This is a genomic window from Streptomyces sp. AV19 (genome assembly GCF_015999245.1).
GTDB lineage: Bacteria > Actinomycetota > Actinomycetes > Streptomycetales > Streptomycetaceae > Streptomyces.
This window is the reverse complement of sequence record NZ_JAEAMR010000007.1, coordinates 658,624-674,117: the sequence shown is the minus strand read 5'-3', so window position 1 is coordinate 674,117 and position 15,494 is coordinate 658,624. Positions and strand designations below refer to the sequence as shown.

Below are 15,494 nucleotides of genomic sequence, written 5' to 3'. Positions count from 1 at the left end.
GAGGTATGGGCTCTACATCAGTGGTCTGGGGGTCCGGGGACGACCGGGGGATCCCATGAGATCCCCCGGTCAGACCCGTCAGACCTCTTCGACGCTGCTCGGCTCGCGCCGGGACAGGTCGATACCGAGCTCCTCCGCCGCGCGGAAGACGTCCTCGTCGGTGTCCCGCATCTCGATGGACATGCCGTCCGAGGACAGCACCTCCACGTTGAGGCAGAGGGACTGCATCTCCTTGATGAGCACCTTGAAGGACTCGGGGATGCCGGGCTCGGGGATGTTCTCGCCCTTGACGATCGCCTCGTAGACCTTCACGCGGCCGGTGACGTCGTCGGACTTGATGGTCAGCAGCTCCTGGAGGGCGTACGCGGCGCCGTAAGCCTCCAGCGCCCACACCTCCATCTCACCGAAGCGCTGGCCACCGAACTGAGCCTTACCACCCAGCGGCTGCTGGGTGATCATGGAGTACGGACCGGTCGAACGGGCGTGCAGCTTGTCGTCGACCAGGTGGTGGAGCTTGAGGATGTACATGTACCCGACCGAGATCGGGTCCGGGAACGGCTCGCCGGAGCGGCCGTCGAACAGCCGGGCCTTGCCGGACGGGAGCACCATGCGCTCGCCGTCGCGGTTGGGCACGGTGTGCTCGAAGAGACCGGCCAGCTCGTCCTCGCGGGCGCCGTCGAAGACCGGGGTCGCGACGTTGGTGCCCGGGGCGACCTCGTCGGCGCCGATCGCCTTGAGGCGCTCCATCCACTCCTCGCTGCCCTCGACGTTCCAGCCCTGGCTGGCGAGCCAGCCGAGGTGGATCTCGAGGACCTGTCCCGGGTTCATTCGGGACGGGACACCCAGCGGGTTGAGGATGATGTCGACCGGGGTGCCGTCCTCCAGGAACGGCATGTCCTCGACCGGCAGGATCTTGGAGATAACACCCTTGTTGCCGTGACGGCCGGCGAGCTTGTCACCATCGGTGATCTTGCGCTTCTGGGCGACGTAGACGCGGACCAGCTGGTTCACGCCCGGGGGCAGCTCGTCGCCCTCCTCGCGGTCGAAGACGCGGACGCCGATGACCTTGCCGATCTCGCCGTGCGGGACCTTGAGCGAGGTGTCACGGACCTCACGGGCCTTCTCACCGAAGATCGCGCGCAGCAGGCGCTCCTCGGGGGTCAGCTCGGTCTCACCCTTCGGGGTGACCTTGCCGACGAGGATGTCGCCGCCGATGACCTCGGCACCGATGCGGATGATGCCGCGCTCGTCGAGGTCGGAGAGGACCTCCTCGGAGACGTTCGGGATGTCCCGGGTGATCTCCTCGGGGCCCAGCTTGGTGTCACGGGCGTCGACCTCGTGCTCCTCGATGTGGATCGAGGAGAGGACGTCGTCCTGGACGAGGCGCTGCGACAGGATGATCGCGTCCTCGTAGTTGTGACCCTCCCACGGCATGAACGCCACGAGCAGGTTCTTGCCGAGCGCCATCTCGCCCTTGTCCGTGGACGGACCGTCGGCGAGCACCTGGCCGGCCACCACGCGGGCGCCCTCGTCCACGACGACCTTCTGGTTGAAGGACGTGCCCTGGTTCGAGCGGGAGAACTTGGCCACCCGGTAGGTGTTGTAGGTGCCGTCGTCGTTGGCGACGGTGACGTAGTCCGCGGAGATCTCCTGGACGACGCCGTCCTTCTCGGCCTTGATGACGTCGCCGGCGTCGACCGCGCAGCGGTACTCCATGCCGGTGCCGACCAGCGGGGACTCCGCCTTGATCAGCGGAACGGCCTGGCGCATCATGTTCGATCCCATGAGCGCGCGGTTGGCGTCGTCGTGCTCGAGGAACGGGATCATGGCGGTCGCGACCGACACCATCTGGCGCGGCGAGACGTCCATGTAGTCGACGTCGTCGCCGGCGATGTAGTCGATCTCGCCGCCACGGCGGCGGACCAGCACGCGGGCCTCGGCGTAGCGCATGTCCTCGGTGAGGGGCGCGTTCGCCTGGGCGATGACGAAGCGGTCTTCCTCGTCGGCCGTCAGGTAGTCGACCTCGTCGGTGACGACGCCGTCGACGACCTTGCGGTACGGGGTCTCGACGAAACCGAACGCGTTGACCCGGCCGTAGGAGGCGAGCGAGCCGATCAGACCGATGTTCGGGCCTTCGGGCGTCTCGATCGGGCACATGCGGCCGTAGTGCGACGGGTGGACGTCTCGGACCTCGAAGCCGGCCCGCTCACGGGAGAGACCGCCCGGACCCAGCGCCGACAGACGACGCTTGTGGGTCAGACCCGACAGCGGGTTGGTCTGGTCCATGAACTGGGACAGCTGGCTGGTGCCGAAGAACTCCTTGATGGAGGCGACGACCGGCCGGATGTTGATCAGGGTCTGCGGCGTGATCGCCTCGACGTCCTGCGTGGTCATGCGCTCACGCACGACGCGCTCCATGCGAGCCAGACCCGTGCGGACCTGGTTCTGGATGAGCTCGCCGACGTTGCGCAGACGACGGTTGCCGAAGTGGTCGATGTCGTCGGTCTCGACGACGATCGAGGTGCCGTTCTCGCCGACCGTCTCCTGCTCACCGGCGTGCAGCTTGACCAGGTACTTGATCGTCGCGATGACGTCGTCCGTGGTCAGCACGCCCGCGTCGAGCGGCTCGTCGCCGCCGAGCTTCTTGTTGACCTTGTAGCGGCCGACCTTCGCGAGGTCGTAGCGCTTCGGGTTGAAGTACAGGTTCTCCAGCAGCGTCTGCGCGGCCTCACGCGTCGGCGGCTCGCCCGGGCGCAGCTTGCGGTAGATGTCGAGCAGCGCGTCGTCCTGGCCCTGGGTGTGGTCCTTCTCCAGGGTGGCGCGCATCGACTCGTACTCGCCGAACTCCTCGAGGATCTGCTCGGTGGTCCAGCCGAGAGCCTTCAGGAGGACGGTGACGGACTGCTTGCGCTTGCGGTCGATGCGGACACCGACCATGTCCCGCTTGTCGACCTCCATCTCCAGCCAGGCACCCCGGGACGGGATGATCTTGGCCGTGAAGATGTCCTTGTCGGACGTCTTGTCGATCGAGGAGTCGAAGTAGACACCGGGCGAGCGGACCAGCTGCGACACGACGACACGCTCGGTGCCGTTGATGCAGAAGGTGCCCTTGGGCGTCATGAGCGGGAAGTCGCCCATGAAGACCGTCTGAGACTTGATCTCACCGGTCTCGTTGTTGGTGAACTCGGCCGTGACGAAGAGCGGGGCCGCGTACGTGAAGTCGCGCTCCTTGCACTCGTCGATCGAGTTCTTCGGGGGCTCGAAGCGGTGGTCACGGAAAGTCAGCGACATCGACCCGGAGAAGTCCTCGATCGGGGAGATCTCCTCGAAGATCTCCTCCAGACCGGACTTGGTGGGGACGTCCTGACCAGACTCCAGCGCAGCCTCGACGCGAGCCTTCCAGGCGGCATTGCCGAGCAGCCAGTCGAAGCTCTCGGTCTGCAGCGCAAGGAGGTTCGGAACCTCGAGAGGCTCCTTGATCTTCGCAAATGAGATGCGCAGCGGGGCAGTGCTGGCGCCGTTGTTCGTATTGGCGGTCGAGGCGTTGCGCGAGGCGGCCAAGAGGGGGTCCTTCCGAGGGCTCGGACTCACTACGCGCGTACCGGTCCCACTCCGTGCATCGATAAGAAATCCCAGGTCAGGGGGTTTCCATCAGCATTGCTCGACAGTGGGCATGCCCCTGGTGACGGGCAGGGAGCAGCTAACAGGCAGCGCAAAGGGTCAGTGTAGCCACTTGGCCCACTGATGTCCAGAGCGGATGTCCCGAGACCGGTGCGATACCAATCTCTCCCTCCGGGATCCTGTTGTCCTCGCCGTACTTGCCGGGCGCGGCCGCCCGGCTCCGCCCGGCAACCGCCTGGTGCCGGAAGCGCACGACGATACTTCCCTCTCCGCCGTCGATCCATGCCTCGGACGGTGAACCGAAGGCGGCGTTCGAGAGGTTCTGCATGTCACTGCGTCCTGAGAATTGCGCGCGACGTGCCGTTCGTCAAGGCCCTCCGGCCCCCGGGTGGCCCGCCGACGACCGCTCAAGGTGCCGCTCCGGGCCCCTGCGACGGGGCAACAAAGATCACCATACTCGCCCGGCGGCCGCTGCCGTGCAGCCGTCCCGGGTACGCCGAAGGGCGACCACCCGCATGGGTGATCGCCCTTCGTCGGTCTGACGTGTCAGACGGGAGCCTTCAGGCCCCGTGAGGTCACTTGACCTCGACGGAGGCGCCGGCGCCCTTGAGGGCCTCGGCGGCCTTCTCCGCGGCGTCCTTGGCGACCTTCTCGAGGACCGGCTTCGGGGTGCCGTCGACGAGGTCCTTGGCCTCCTTCAGACCCAGGGAGGTCAGCTCACGCACGACCTTGATGACCTGGATCTTCTTGTCACCGGCGGCGGTGAGGATGACGTCGAACTCGTCCTTCTCCTCGACGGCCTCGGCGGCGCCACCGGCGGCACCACCGGCGACGACGACCGGGGCGGCCGCAGCGGCGGTAACGTCGAACTTCTCCTCGAAGGCGGAGACGAACTCGGCCAGCTCGATGAGGGTCATCTCCTCGAACTGCGCGAGCAGCTCGTCCTTGGTCAGCTTCGCCATGAGGGCGGTCCTTCCACTAAATCGGCAGGTGCCGTGATGTACATGTCGGCGGGCGTACGGCCCGCTGCGACCAGTGCCTCGTCGAGGCACCGATCAATGCGCGAGCCGAATTACTCGGCACCGCCCTGCTCGGCGAGCTTGGCGCGCAGCGCGTCCGCGGTGCGGACGAACTTCGTCGGCAGCGCCTGGAAGAGCGAGGCAGCCTGGGACTGCTTGCCCTTCATGGCACCGGCCAGCTTGCTGAGCAGAACCTCGCGGGACTCGAGGTCCGCAAGCTTCTTGATCTCATCGGCGGTCATCGCCTTGCCATCAAGGACACCGCCCTTGATGATGAGATTCGGGTTCTCCTTGGCGAAGTCACGAAGACCCTTCGCCGACTCCACCGGGTCACCGGTGACGAAGGCAACCGCCGTCGGGCCAGCGAAGAGCTGGTCCTCCAGCGTGATCCCGGCCTCACGGGCCGCGATCTGGGTCAGCGTGTTCTTCACCACGGCGTACTGCGCGTTCTCACCGAGCGAACGGCGCAGCGTCTTCAGCTGCGCCACGGTGAGACCGCGGTACTCGGTCAGCACAGCGGCGTTGGAGCTGCGGAACTTGTCCGTCAGCTCGGCAACCGCGGCAGCCTTGTCGGGCCTCGCCATGAGCCTCGGCCTCCTTCCGGGTGATTCGGACCGCATAGGCGCGAGAAGGGACCTGGGCAAAACGAAACGCCCCGGCGCGGGCGCTCGGGGCGTGACTCGACCACGATGAACAGCTGGCATACAGCCGCCCAGTGGGAGTTCAACCACAATCACCTGCGCAGGTCGCCCGCAGCTAGCGGATCCTTCGGCCACCACGCCTTCAAGTGAAGGCACAGCAACGACCAGCGGTCTTTGGCTTCCGGAACACAATAAGTGAACGGCCTGCGCTCAGGCAAATCGGCTGTCGTCCGGCTCAGCTCTCGAGACCGGCGGGGCTCTTGCCGCCCGCGCCCATGCCCTTGAACATCTCGAAGAGGTCCAGGGTCTCGCCGGCCGGCGGGGCCGTCACCTCGGCCTTGACGCCGTACTCGGTGTAGTCGGCGGTGACGTTCATCTTGCCCTGCTTGGCGCTGTCGATGCCCATGACCACCCGGACCGGCAGGTCGTCGCCGTTGACCCAGATGTCGGTGTCGTAGCCCTTGATGCCGGCCTTCTTCACGCCGTCCAGGAACTTCTCGCGGTCCTTGGCGTCCATCAGCTCGGCCGACTTGTTGCCCTTGACCAGCTCGTCGACGGTCAGCGTGCCCTTGTAGTGCTGGGCCTTGACGCCGTTGACGTCCTCCTCGCCGACGCGCTTGAGGCTCGGGGAGTCGGTCAGGATGGCCATCTGCTTGGCCGGGTCCTGGTTCATGTCGCTCATCGAACCCGTCATGCCGCCCATCATCTGCTTCTGGGCGGCGGGGTCGCCGGACATCTTGGCGGCGGCCTCGAGGTCGAGCTTCATCCACTTCTTGCCCCGCATCTCCGCGGGGGCGTCCTTCATGGAGCCGGCCGGCATCTCCATGTAGGTGACGTTGTCCTTCATGAGCATGCGCATCTGGCCGGCGCCGCCCATCTTGGCGAGCGAGGGGCTCTTCATCGTCATATCCATGGCGACGGGGTTCCAGGCCATGACGCCGTCCATCTCGACCTTTTCGGCGGCCTTGTCGCCCGGCATCGTCATGGACATCCGGACCTTGGCCGACTTCACGTCGCTGGTCTTCTTGTACGCGGCCTGGAGGGCCTGGGCCGGGCTGCGGTCGTCACTGCCCTTCGACTGGCTCTGCGACGCGCTCTTGTCGTCCTTCTTGTTGTCGTCGGAGTCGCACGCGACAGCACCGACGAGAATCGCCGCCGCAGAGAGCGACATGCCTATGCGACGGACCGCGGTCCTGGCCATTTTCCCCGCCTTTTTTTGGAGATTGCTTTGCCTTTGGTTCGCCCGAACGATAACCCACGGTTCCGACAACAGGGCAACAAAAAGGGCCGGCCCCGCACCCAGGAGGGTGCGGGGCCGGCCCATGGGGCTCACACGCGGTGTGCCGGGTCTCAGACGGTCTCGTCCTCGACCAGCAGGTTGCGGGTGCGGTTCGGGTCCAGCGCGATGCCGGGGCCCATCGTGGTGGTCAGGGTCGCCTTCTTGACGTAGCGGCCCTTGGCGGCGGACGGCTTCAGACGGAGGATCTCCTCCAGCGCCGCGGCGTAGTTCTCCACCAGCTTGGTGTCGTCGAACGAGACCTTGCCGATGATGAAGTGCAGGTTCGAGTGCTTGTCGACGCGGAACTCGATCTTGCCGCCCTTGATGTCGGTCACGGCCTTGGCCGTGTCCGGGGTGACCGTGCCGGTCTTCGGGTTCGGCATCAGACCACGGGGACCGAGCACGCGGCCGAGGCGGCCGACCTTGCCCATGAGGTCCGGGGTGGCGACGACGGCGTCGAAGTCCAGACGGCCCTTGGCGACCTCGTCGATGAGCTCGTCGGCACCGACGATGTCGGCGCCGGCGGCACGCGCGGCCTCGGCACGGTCGCCGGTCGCGAAGACCAGGACCCGGGCGGTCTTACCGGTGCCGTGCGGAAGGTTCACGGTGCCGCGGACCATCTGGTCGGCCTTGCGCGGGTCGACACCCAGGCGGAAGGCAACCTCGACGGTCGCGTCGAACTTGGTGGCGGAGGTCTCCTTGGCGAGACGGACGGCCTCGAGCGGGGCGTACAGGCGCTCCGCCTCGACCTTGGCGTCCGCAGCGCGGAGAGTCTTGCTGCGCTTCACTTCTGCTCCTGAATAGTTGAGCGTGGAGTCGTGGTCCGGGCCAGCGCTTGGCCCTTCCACAAGGTCAACGGAGTCCGATGTGCGACTCCGTCATGTGGGGCTGATCAGCCCTCGACCGTGATGCCCATGGAGCGGGCGGTGCCGGCGATGATCTTCGACGCGGCGTCCAGGTCGTTGGCGTTCAGGTCGGGCATCTTGGTCGTGGCGATCTCGCGGACCTGCGCCTCGGTGATCTTGGCGACCTTGGTCTTGTGCGGCTCGCCGGAGCCCTTCTCCACGCCCGCGGCCTTGAGGATCAGCTTCGCGGCCGGCGGAGTCTTGGTCACGAAGGTGAAGGAACGGTCCTCGTAGACCGTGATCTCCACCGGCACGACCATGCCACGCTGCGACTCGGTCGCGGCGTTGTAGGCCTTGCAGAACTCCATGATGTTGACGCCGTGCTGACCCAGCGCGGGGCCGACCGGCGGAGCCGGGTTGGCGGCGCCGGCCTGGATCTGGAGCTTGATGAGCCCCGTGACCTTCTTCTTCTTGGGAGGCATTGCTCTCTCCGGGTCCTGGTGAGAATTTTTTGCCCGCGACACACTGCTCGCGGGCATACCGCACCACGATAGCGGGTAACGTGGCCGAGCCAAAAACCGAGGGGCCAGACCGTGACGGTCTGGCCCCTCGGAACGCCTGTGGCTAGTTCTTCTGGATCTGGTCGAAGCTCAGCTCGACCGGGGTCTCGCGACCGAAGATCTCGACGAGGCCCTTGACCTTCTTCGAGTCGGCGTTGATCTCGTTGATCGTGGCCTGGAGGGTGGCGAACGGACCGTCGGTGACGGTGACCGAGTCGCCGACCTCGAAGTCCAGCACCTGGACCTCGACCTTGCGGCTGGGGGCGGGACGGCCCTCGGCCTCGGCGGCCTCCTTGGCGGCCTTCGCCTCGGCCTCCGGGGCGAGCATCTTGACGATCTCGTCCAGGGTCAGCGGGTACGGGTCGTAGGCGTTGCCCACGAAGCCGGTGACGCCCGGGGTGTTGCGGACGACGCCCCACGACTCGTTCGTCAGGTCCATGCGCACCAGCACGTAGCCGGGGAGCTTGTTCTGGCGGACGGTGCGGCGGTCGCCGTTCTTGATCTGGACGACCTCTTCCTGCGGCACCTCGGCCTGGAAGATGTAGTCCTCGACGTTCAGCGAGACGGCGCGCTGCTCGAGGTTGGTCTTCACGCGGTTCTCGTAGCCCGCGTAGGTGTGGATGACGTACCACTCGCCGGGCAGCCCGCGCAGCTCCTCGCGGAGGGCGGCGACCGGGTCGGCGGCGGGGGCCTCTTCCTCGACGGCCTCGTCGGCCTCGACGATCTCGGCGGCCTCCTCGGCCTGGGCCGGGGCCTCCTCGTCGGTGCCCTCGGCGGCCTCGGCCGGCTCCTGCTCGGCGGCCGCGGTGTCGCCCTCGACCTCGGCCGAGACAGCCGCGTCCACGTCGGCCTCTGCCGCCTCGACGGGCTCGACGGCGTCGGGGTTCAGGTTCGGGTCAGACACGTGGCTGCTTCTTCCTGGTCTTCAAGGGTTGGAACGTGCAAAAAGGCGGCTCTCCGGAAGAGCCTCCCGGAAACTGCCGCCCCAGCGCGCGGACGGGCTCAGCCGAAGACGTACTTGACGGCGTTGCTGAACCCATAGTCAATCACGGTCACGAGACCAATGACGATGACGACGAAGACGATCACCACGGTGGTGTACGTCGAGAGCTGGCCACGAGTGGGCCAGACGACCTTGCGGAGCTCCGCCACGACCTGGCGGTAGAAAAGCGCGAGACGCCCCAGCGGGCCTTTCTTGCCTCGCTTGCCGCCACGGCGCTTCTTGACGGCGACCTCGTCCTCGGGACGACCACTTTCAGGCGTCGCGGTGGAGCCCAGGGCTTCCGTCACTACGTCCTCACCTGAATCCGGGTCGTGGCCGTGCCGCGCCCGGTGTGAGCCGCACGGCGGTGCATCTCTGCATACGCACGCACCTAGGTGACGATGCGTGTAGCAGGGCCGAAGGGACTTGAACCCCCAACCGCTGGTTTTGGAGACCAGTGCTCTACCAATTGAGCTACGACCCTTTGTGGTTCCCCCAACGTACCGCATCCGTCCGGAAGCACGGTGTGCCCGGTACTGATTCGCCGTGGAGGGGCCAACGACGAGTGAGTGTACGTGCTTCCCGCCTCCGCGTCGAACAGATAGCGCCACGACCTTCGGAAAGGGCCTCCCCGTACCGCTTCGTGGAACGCGGCCGCCCGGTTCGTCCCGGGTCTGGGACGATGCCTGTATGACCGATGCCACCGCTCCCTTCCCCGCCGCGCAGGCACCCACCGACCGCCGGGTCTCCACCCGCATCGGGTCGATCTCCGAGTCCGCGACCCTCGCCGTGGACGCCAAGGCCAAGGCCCTCAAGGCGGCCGGGCGCCCGGTGATCGGCTTCGGCGCGGGCGAGCCGGACTTCCCCACCCCGGGCTACATCGTCGACGCCGCCGTCGAGGCGTGCCGCGACCCGAAGAACCACCGCTACACCCCGGCCGGCGGCCTCCCCGAGCTGAAGGCGGCCATCGCGGCGAAGACGCTGCGCGACTCCGGCTATGAGGTCGAGGCGTCCCAGGTGCTCGTCACCAACGGCGGCAAGCAGGCGATCTACTCGGCCTTCGCGACCATCCTCGACCCGGGCGACGAGGTCATCGTCCCGGCTCCGTACTGGACCACGTACCCCGAGTCGATCCGCCTCGCGGGCGGCGTCCCGGTCGAGGTCGTCGCCGACGAGACCACCGGCTACCGGGTCTCCGTCGAGCAGCTGGAGGCCGCCCGCACCGAGCGCACCAAGGTGCTGCTCTTCGTCTCCCCGTCCAACCCGACCGGCGCCGTCTACACGCGCGCCCAGGTCGAGGAGATCGGCCGCTGGGCGGCGGAGCACGGGCTGTGGGTGCTCACCGACGAGATCTACGAGCACCTGGTCTACGGCGACGCGGAGTTCTCCTCGCTGCCGGTGGTGGTGCCGGAGCTGCGCGACAAGTGCGTCGTCGTCAACGGCGTGGCCAAGACGTACGCCATGACCGGCTGGCGCGTGGGGTGGATCGTCGGCCCGCAGGACGTGGTGAAGGCCGCGACCAACCTCCAGTCGCACGCCACGTCCAACGTCAGCAACGTGGCCCAGCGGGCCGCGCTGGCCGCCGTGTCCGGCGACCTGAAGGCCGTCGAGGAGATGAAGGTCGCCTTCGACCGCCGCCGGCGGAAGATCGTGCAGATGCTCAACGAGATCGACGGCGTCGTCTGCCCCGAGCCGGAGGGCGCGTTCTACGCGTACCCCTCGGTCAAGGCGCTGCTCGGCAAGGAGATCCGCGGGAAGCGGCCGGCCACGTCGGTGGAGCTGGCGGCGCTGATCCTGGAGGAGGCCGAAGTCGCGGTCGTCCCGGGCGAGGCGTTCGGCACGCCGGGCTATCTGCGGCTGTCCTACGCGCTGGGCGACGAGGACCTGGCCGAGGGCGTCTCCCGGATCCAGAAGCTGCTGGCCGAGGCGCGGGACTGAGGCCGTGGAAGGGCCGTGCGGGAACTTTCCCGTGCGGCCCTTCCCCCTTTGGGGAAAGCCCCTTCCGGTTGACGCGCACCATGCGGCAGGATCCCGGAATGGAGAACGTACGCGACGTCCGGCTGCTGCCGAAGGCGCATTTGCACCTGCACTTCACCGGTTCCATGCGCCCCTCGACCCTGCTCGAACTGGCCGACAAGTACGGGGTGCACCTCCCCGAGGCGCTGAGCAGCGGCGAGCCGCCCAGTCTGCGGGCGACGGACGAGCGCGGCTGGTTCCGCTTCCAGCGGCTGTACGACATCGCGCGCTCCTGCCTGCGCTCCCCCGAGGACATCCAGCGGCTGGTTTTCGAGGCGGCCGAGGAGGACGTCCGGGACGGCTCGGGGTGGCTGGAGATCCAGGTGGACCCGACGTCGTACGCGCCGCGGCTGGGCGGTCTGATCCCGGCCCTGGAGGTCATCACGGACGCCGTGGAACGGGCGTCCCGGGACACGGGCCTCGGCATACGCGTCCTGGTGGCCGCGAACCGGATGAAGCACCCGCTCGACGCCCGGACGCTGGCCCGCCTCGCGGTGCGCTACGCGGACCGGGGCGTGGTGGGGTTCGGGCTCTCCAACGACGAACGGCGCGGTCTCGCCCGGGACTTCGACCGCGCGTTCCAGATCGCCCGCGAGGGCGGGCTGCTGGCGGCCCCGCACGGCGGCGAGCTGTCCGGGCCGAGCAGCGTCCGGGACTGCCTGGACGACCTGCACGCGGGGCGGGTGGGGCACGGGGTGCGGGCCGCGGAGGACCCGCGGCTGCTGCGGCGGCTGGCGGAGCGGGGGGTGACCTGCGAGGTCTGCCCGTCGTCGAACGTCGCGCTCGGCGTCTACGAGAAGCCGTCGGACGTGCCGCTGCGGACGCTGTACGAGGCGGGTGTGCCGATAGCGCTGGGCGCGGACGACCCGCTGCTGTTCGGCTCGCGCTTGGCGGCGCAGTACGAGCTGGCGCGGGAGCACCACGGCTTCACCGACGTGGAGCTGGCGGAGCTGGCGCGGCAGTCGGTGCGGGGGTCCGTGGCGCCGGGGGATGTGAAGGGGCGGCTGCTGGCGGGGATCGACGCGTGGCTGGGTGCGGTGGGGTAGTTCTCCCCGCCCCGCCCTTTCACCGTTTCCCCCGGGCTCCGCCCGGGGGCGCCCGCCACGGCGCGGCAAGCGGGGGCTGCGCCCCCTGCACCCCGCTCCGGGGCTCCGCCCCGGGCCCCGAAAAGCGGCTTCACCGCTTTGTCCGCAAGCGCCCGATCCAGCCCGTCCGGCGCTTGAGGACAACCGCGCGGAGCGCGGTTTCGGGGGTCCAGGGGGCGGAGCCCCCGGAGGCCGCCCGAAGGGCGGACGGGGGCCGGGGTCTCCCCGGGAAACGGTGCAAGGGCGGGGCCGGGGCAAACCTCCCCGGGCCCCAGCCCCCACCCCCTCTACAGCGCCACGCCCACCGTCACCGGCTCGTTCACCAGCGTCACCCCGAACGCCTCCCGCACCCCGTCCCGCACCTCGCGCGCCAGCACCAGCAGGTCCTCCGTCGTCGCCGAGCCGCGGTTCGTCAGGGCCAGCGTGTGCTTCGTGGAGATCCGGGCGGGGCCGGAGCCGTAGCCCTTCGTGAAGCCGGCCTTGTCGATCAGCCAGGCGGCCGAGGTCTTCACCAGGCCGTCGCCCGCCGGGTACGCGGGCGGGACGACGTCGTCCCCGAGCCGCTCCGCCGCCCGCGCGAGGAACGCCGCGTGCTCGGCGGCCGTGAGGACGGGGTTGGTGAAGAACGACCCCGCCGACCAGGTGTCGTGGTCCTCCGGGTCGAGCACCATCCCCTTGCCGGCCCGCAGCCGCAGCACCGTCTCGCGGGCGGCGGCGAGGGGGACGCGGCCCCCGGCCGAGACGCCCAGGGCGCGGGCCGTCTCGGCGTAGCGCAGGGGCGCCGACAGCCCGTCCGCGTCCTCCAGCTCGAAGCGGACGCGCAGCACGACGTACCGCGAGGGGTCCTGCTTGAACCGGCTGTGCCGGTAGGAGAAGCCGCACTCGGCGTTCGGCAGGACGACGACCTCGCCGGCCCGGCGGTCGTACGCCACGACCTCGGTGATCGTGGCGGAGACCTCCTGGCCGTACGCGCCCACGTTCTGGATCGGCGTGGCACCGGCCGAGCCGGGGATGCCGGCCAGGCACTCGACGCCGGCGAGCCCGGCCTCGACGGTGCGGGCCACGGCGTCGGACCAGTTCTCGCCGGCGGCAAGCTCGAGGCGGGTGCCGTCGAGCGAGAAGCCGGTGGTGGCGATGCGCAAGGCCGTGCCCTCGAAACCCTTGTCGGAGATCACGAGGTTGCTGCCGCCGCCGATGATCAGCAGCGGCACACCGGTGTCGTCCGCCTCGCGCACGGCCGCGATCACCTCGTCGTCGGTGACGGCCGTGACCAGGCGGGTGACGGGGCCGCCGAGGCGGAAGGTGGTCAGGGGGGCGAGGGGGGTGTCGTGGAGTTCCTGCACGGCGACAAGGGTACGGGGCCGGCGCTAGACCCCGGCCGGCTCCCGTTCCCGGACCGCCGGGGCGGCGGTGCGCGCCCGGCGGGGCGCCAGCGCCGCCGCCACCGCCGCGAGGGCGACGCCCGCCGCGCCGATCCACAGCGCCGGGGTGATCCCGTCCACGAAGCGCTGCGGCGACCCGTAGCCGCCCTGCGCGGCGAAGACCGAGCCGAGCACGGCGACGCCGAACGCGCCGCCCAGCTCGCGCAGGGCGCTGCTGGCTCCGGAGGCGATGCCCTGATCGGCGGGCCGGACCGAGGACATGACCAGGGCGGACGCGGGGGCGAAGTACAGGGCCATGCCGGCCCCGCCGGCGATCAGCGCGGGCAGCTGGGCGGCGTACGAGACGTCGGCGGAGATCGTCAGCGCGTAGAGCGCGAGCCCGGCGGCCTGGAGGGCGAGTCCGCAGACCACCACGATCCGGCCGCCCACCCGGTCGGCGAGGTAGCCCGCGACGGGGGCGACGAGCATGGGCATGCCGGTCCACGGGAGCATGCGGAGCCCCGCCTCGGTGGGCGCGTAGCCGCCGACGTTCTGGAGGAACTGGCTGAGCATGAAGATCGAGCCGAACATCCCGAAGAACATCAGCAGCCCGGCCGCATTGATCCCGCTGAAGGCCCTGTCGCGGAAGAGTCGCAGAGGCAGCATGGGGTTCTCGTGGGCGGAGCAGTGCCAGATGAACGCGGCGAGCAGGAAGCCGCCGGCGATCAGCCCGGTGAGGACGCGGCCACCGGTCCAGCCGTGGGCGTTGACGTTCACGACCGCGAAGACGAGGCCGAAAAGCCCGGTGCTGACCAGGAGCGTGCCGCGGACGTCGAGGCGGGCGCCCGGCGCGTACGACTCGTCCATCCGCAGCCGGACGAGCGGCAGCAGCAACAGGCCGATGGGCACGTTGAGCCAGAAGATCCAGTGCCAGGAGATGTGCTCCGTCAGCCCGCCGCCGATGAGCGGGCCGGTGGCCACGGCGAGGCCGTTGACGGCCCCCCAGACGCCGAAGGCGGCGCCGCGCCGCTCGGGCGGGGTGGCGGCGGTGAGCAGGGTGAGGCTCAGCGGCGTCATGACCGCGGCGCCGGCGCCCTGGACGGCCCGGGCGGCGATCAGGCTCCCGGTCCCGGGGGCGAGGGCCGCCGCGGCGGAGGCGCCGGTGAAGACGAGCAGCCCGAGGGTGAACAGCCGGCGGCGGCCGAACCGGTCGCCGAGCGCGGCGCCGAACATCAGGAGCACGGCGTAGGTGAGCGTGTAGGCGCTGACCGTCCATTCGAGGTCCTCCAGCGAGCCGCCGAGGTCGGCGCGGACGGAGGGCAGCGCGGTGGTGACGACGAGGTTGTCGAGCGCGGCCATGAAGCCGGCGGCGCCGGAGATCACCAGGGCCCAGACGGCCCGGCGTGCGGCGTGGCGTTCCACATTCTCCCCCTGATTATTGAGTGGTCACTAACTTTTGTGGACAAAAAAAATTCGCGCCCGGGAACACACCGCCTGTGACAGGCACGGGCGGCCCCCGATCACTCCTGCGGCAGGCCGTCCCACACCCGGTGGTCGGTGGGGAACCCCAGCGAGACGAGGGCGTTGATGAGCATGCCGTGCCCCAGGAACCGGGACGAGGCCCCCGCGTCGCCGCCCAGGGCGGCGTGGACGTGATCCCGCAGCCGCTCCCAGCCGGCCCGGATCGGGCGCCCGAACTCCATGTCGCCCGCCGCCTCGGCGGCGGCGACCGCGGTGCACATCTGGAGCAGCATGAGCAGCGTGTCCCGGTCGCGGGCGATCAGCCGCTCGTACGCCAGACCCATGGTGCGCTTGGCGTCCTCGGGGGCGACCCCCTCGGACGCCTCCTGGAAGGTGCGCAGGATCTCCTCCTGGCAGCGCTCGACCGCGGCGAGGAAGATCGCCTGCTTGCCGGGGAAGAGGCGGAAGAGATAGGGCTGGGAGACTCCCACCCGGCGGGCGATCGTCTCGGTCGAGGTGCCGTGGTAGCCGCCCCTCGCGAACTCCGCGATCGCCGCCCGGACGACGCTCTCGCGCCGCTCCTCCGCACTCATCCTGGCCATGACGAGAAGATTAGTGTCTGCT

13 protein-coding genes and 1 tRNA gene are annotated in these 15,494 nt (G+C 69.2%); 2 read left to right on the top strand and 12 right to left on the bottom strand.

The genetic code is table 11. The features are described from left to right. Positions 1–78: 78 nt before the first annotated feature. From rpoB to I5Q34_RS12665, 9 genes are all read right to left on the bottom strand, one after another. The gene (gene rpoB / locus I5Q34_RS12705; protein WP_199892292.1) at positions 79–3,561 is read right to left on the bottom strand and encodes a DNA-directed RNA polymerase subunit beta; all 3,483 of its coding nucleotides are present in this window, start codon (positions 3,559–3,561) and stop codon (positions 79–81) included. Between the two features lie 635 nt (positions 3,562–4,196). Beyond that, positions 4,197–4,583: a 50S ribosomal protein L7/L12 gene (rplL, locus tag I5Q34_RS12700; protein ID WP_199892291.1), complete on the bottom strand. Its 387-nt coding sequence runs from the start codon at positions 4,581–4,583 to the stop codon at positions 4,197–4,199. Between the two features lie 110 nt (positions 4,584–4,693). Continuing rightward, positions 4,694–5,224 (bottom strand): 50S ribosomal protein L10, encoded by a 531-nt coding sequence (gene rplJ / locus I5Q34_RS12695; RefSeq protein WP_199892290.1) that lies wholly within the window; start codon positions 5,222–5,224, stop codon positions 4,694–4,696. A 292-nt stretch (positions 5,225–5,516) separates the two neighbouring features. Further along, positions 5,517–6,482 (bottom strand): hypothetical protein, encoded by a 966-nt coding sequence (locus tag I5Q34_RS12690; protein WP_199892289.1) that lies wholly within the window; start codon positions 6,480–6,482, stop codon positions 5,517–5,519. 149 nt (positions 6,483–6,631) lie between these two features. After that, positions 6,632–7,348, bottom strand: coding sequence for a 50S ribosomal protein L1 (gene rplA / locus I5Q34_RS12685; RefSeq protein ID WP_199892288.1), 717 nt, complete (start codon positions 7,346–7,348; stop codon positions 6,632–6,634). A gap of 104 nt (positions 7,349–7,452) precedes the next feature. Continuing rightward, positions 7,453–7,887, bottom strand: a complete 435-nt coding sequence (gene rplK, locus I5Q34_RS12680) for a 50S ribosomal protein L11 (RefSeq protein WP_016571043.1) — start codon at positions 7,885–7,887, stop codon at positions 7,453–7,455. 142 nt (positions 7,888–8,029) lie between these two features. Next, a complete protein-coding gene (nusG, locus tag I5Q34_RS12675; RefSeq protein ID WP_199892287.1) occupies positions 8,030–8,869 on the bottom strand; it encodes a transcription termination/antitermination protein NusG in 840 nt (279 codons plus the stop codon). A gap of 98 nt (positions 8,870–8,967) precedes the next feature. Further along, on the bottom strand, positions 8,968–9,255 hold the full coding sequence (secE, locus tag I5Q34_RS12670; protein ID WP_199892286.1) for a preprotein translocase subunit SecE: 288 nt from the start codon (positions 9,253–9,255) through the stop codon (positions 8,968–8,970). 103 nt (positions 9,256–9,358) lie between these two features. Further along, a tRNA-Trp gene (locus tag I5Q34_RS12665) sits at positions 9,359–9,431 on the bottom strand. Positions 9,432–9,637: 206 nt separating this feature from the next. On the opposite strand from I5Q34_RS12665, the gene I5Q34_RS12660 reads away from it, so the two are divergent. After that, positions 9,638–10,885, top strand: a complete 1,248-nt coding sequence (locus I5Q34_RS12660; protein WP_199892285.1) for a pyridoxal phosphate-dependent aminotransferase — start codon at positions 9,638–9,640, stop codon at positions 10,883–10,885. Between the two features lie 98 nt (positions 10,886–10,983). Then, positions 10,984–12,009: an adenosine deaminase gene (locus I5Q34_RS12655; protein ID WP_199892284.1), complete on the top strand. Its 1,026-nt coding sequence runs from the start codon at positions 10,984–10,986 to the stop codon at positions 12,007–12,009. Positions 12,010–12,335: 326 nt separating this feature from the next. Here the strand turns inward: I5Q34_RS12655 and I5Q34_RS12650 are convergent, their stop codons facing one another. The 3 genes from I5Q34_RS12650 to I5Q34_RS12640 all read right to left on the bottom strand — a co-directional run bounded on the left by I5Q34_RS12650 (position 12,336) and on the right by I5Q34_RS12640 (position 15,472). Further along, the gene (locus tag I5Q34_RS12650; RefSeq protein WP_199892283.1) at positions 12,336–13,391 is read right to left on the bottom strand and encodes a UDP-N-acetylmuramate dehydrogenase; all 1,056 of its coding nucleotides are present in this window, start codon (positions 13,389–13,391) and stop codon (positions 12,336–12,338) included. Positions 13,392–13,415: 24 nt separating this feature from the next. Further along, on the bottom strand, positions 13,416–14,831 hold the full coding sequence (locus I5Q34_RS12645) for a DHA2 family efflux MFS transporter permease subunit (protein ID WP_277965253.1): 1,416 nt from the start codon (positions 14,829–14,831) through the stop codon (positions 13,416–13,418). Positions 14,832–14,929: 98 nt separating this feature from the next. Further along, complete coding sequence (locus tag I5Q34_RS12640; RefSeq protein ID WP_199892282.1) at positions 14,930–15,472, bottom strand: TetR/AcrR family transcriptional regulator; 543 nt, start codon at positions 15,470–15,472, stop codon at positions 14,930–14,932. Between the last annotated feature and the right edge of the window lie 22 nt (positions 15,473–15,494).

Excerpts from the sequence above, each read along its gene's own strand:
- rplK (WP_016571043.1), bottom strand. The coding sequence starts at position 7,887 with ATGCCTCCCAAGAAGAAGAAGGTCACGGGGCTCATCAAGCTCCAGATC.
- rplL (WP_199892291.1), bottom strand. The coding sequence starts at position 4,583 with ATGGCGAAGCTGACCAAGGACGAGCTGCTCGCGCAGTTCGAGGAGATG.
- I5Q34_RS12660 (WP_199892285.1), top strand. The coding sequence starts at position 9,638 with ATGACCGATGCCACCGCTCCCTTCCCCGCCGCGCAGGCACCCACCGAC.
- I5Q34_RS12640 (WP_199892282.1), bottom strand. The coding sequence starts at position 15,472 with ATGGCCAGGATGAGTGCGGAGGAGCGGCGCGAGAGCGTCGTCCGGGCG.
- I5Q34_RS12655 (WP_199892284.1), top strand. The coding sequence starts at position 10,984 with ATGGAGAACGTACGCGACGTCCGGCTGCTGCCGAAGGCGCATTTGCAC.
- I5Q34_RS12690 (WP_199892289.1), bottom strand. The coding sequence starts at position 6,482 with ATGGCCAGGACCGCGGTCCGTCGCATAGGCATGTCGCTCTCTGCGGCG.
- rplJ (WP_199892290.1), bottom strand. The coding sequence starts at position 5,224 with ATGGCGAGGCCCGACAAGGCTGCCGCGGTTGCCGAGCTGACGGACAAG.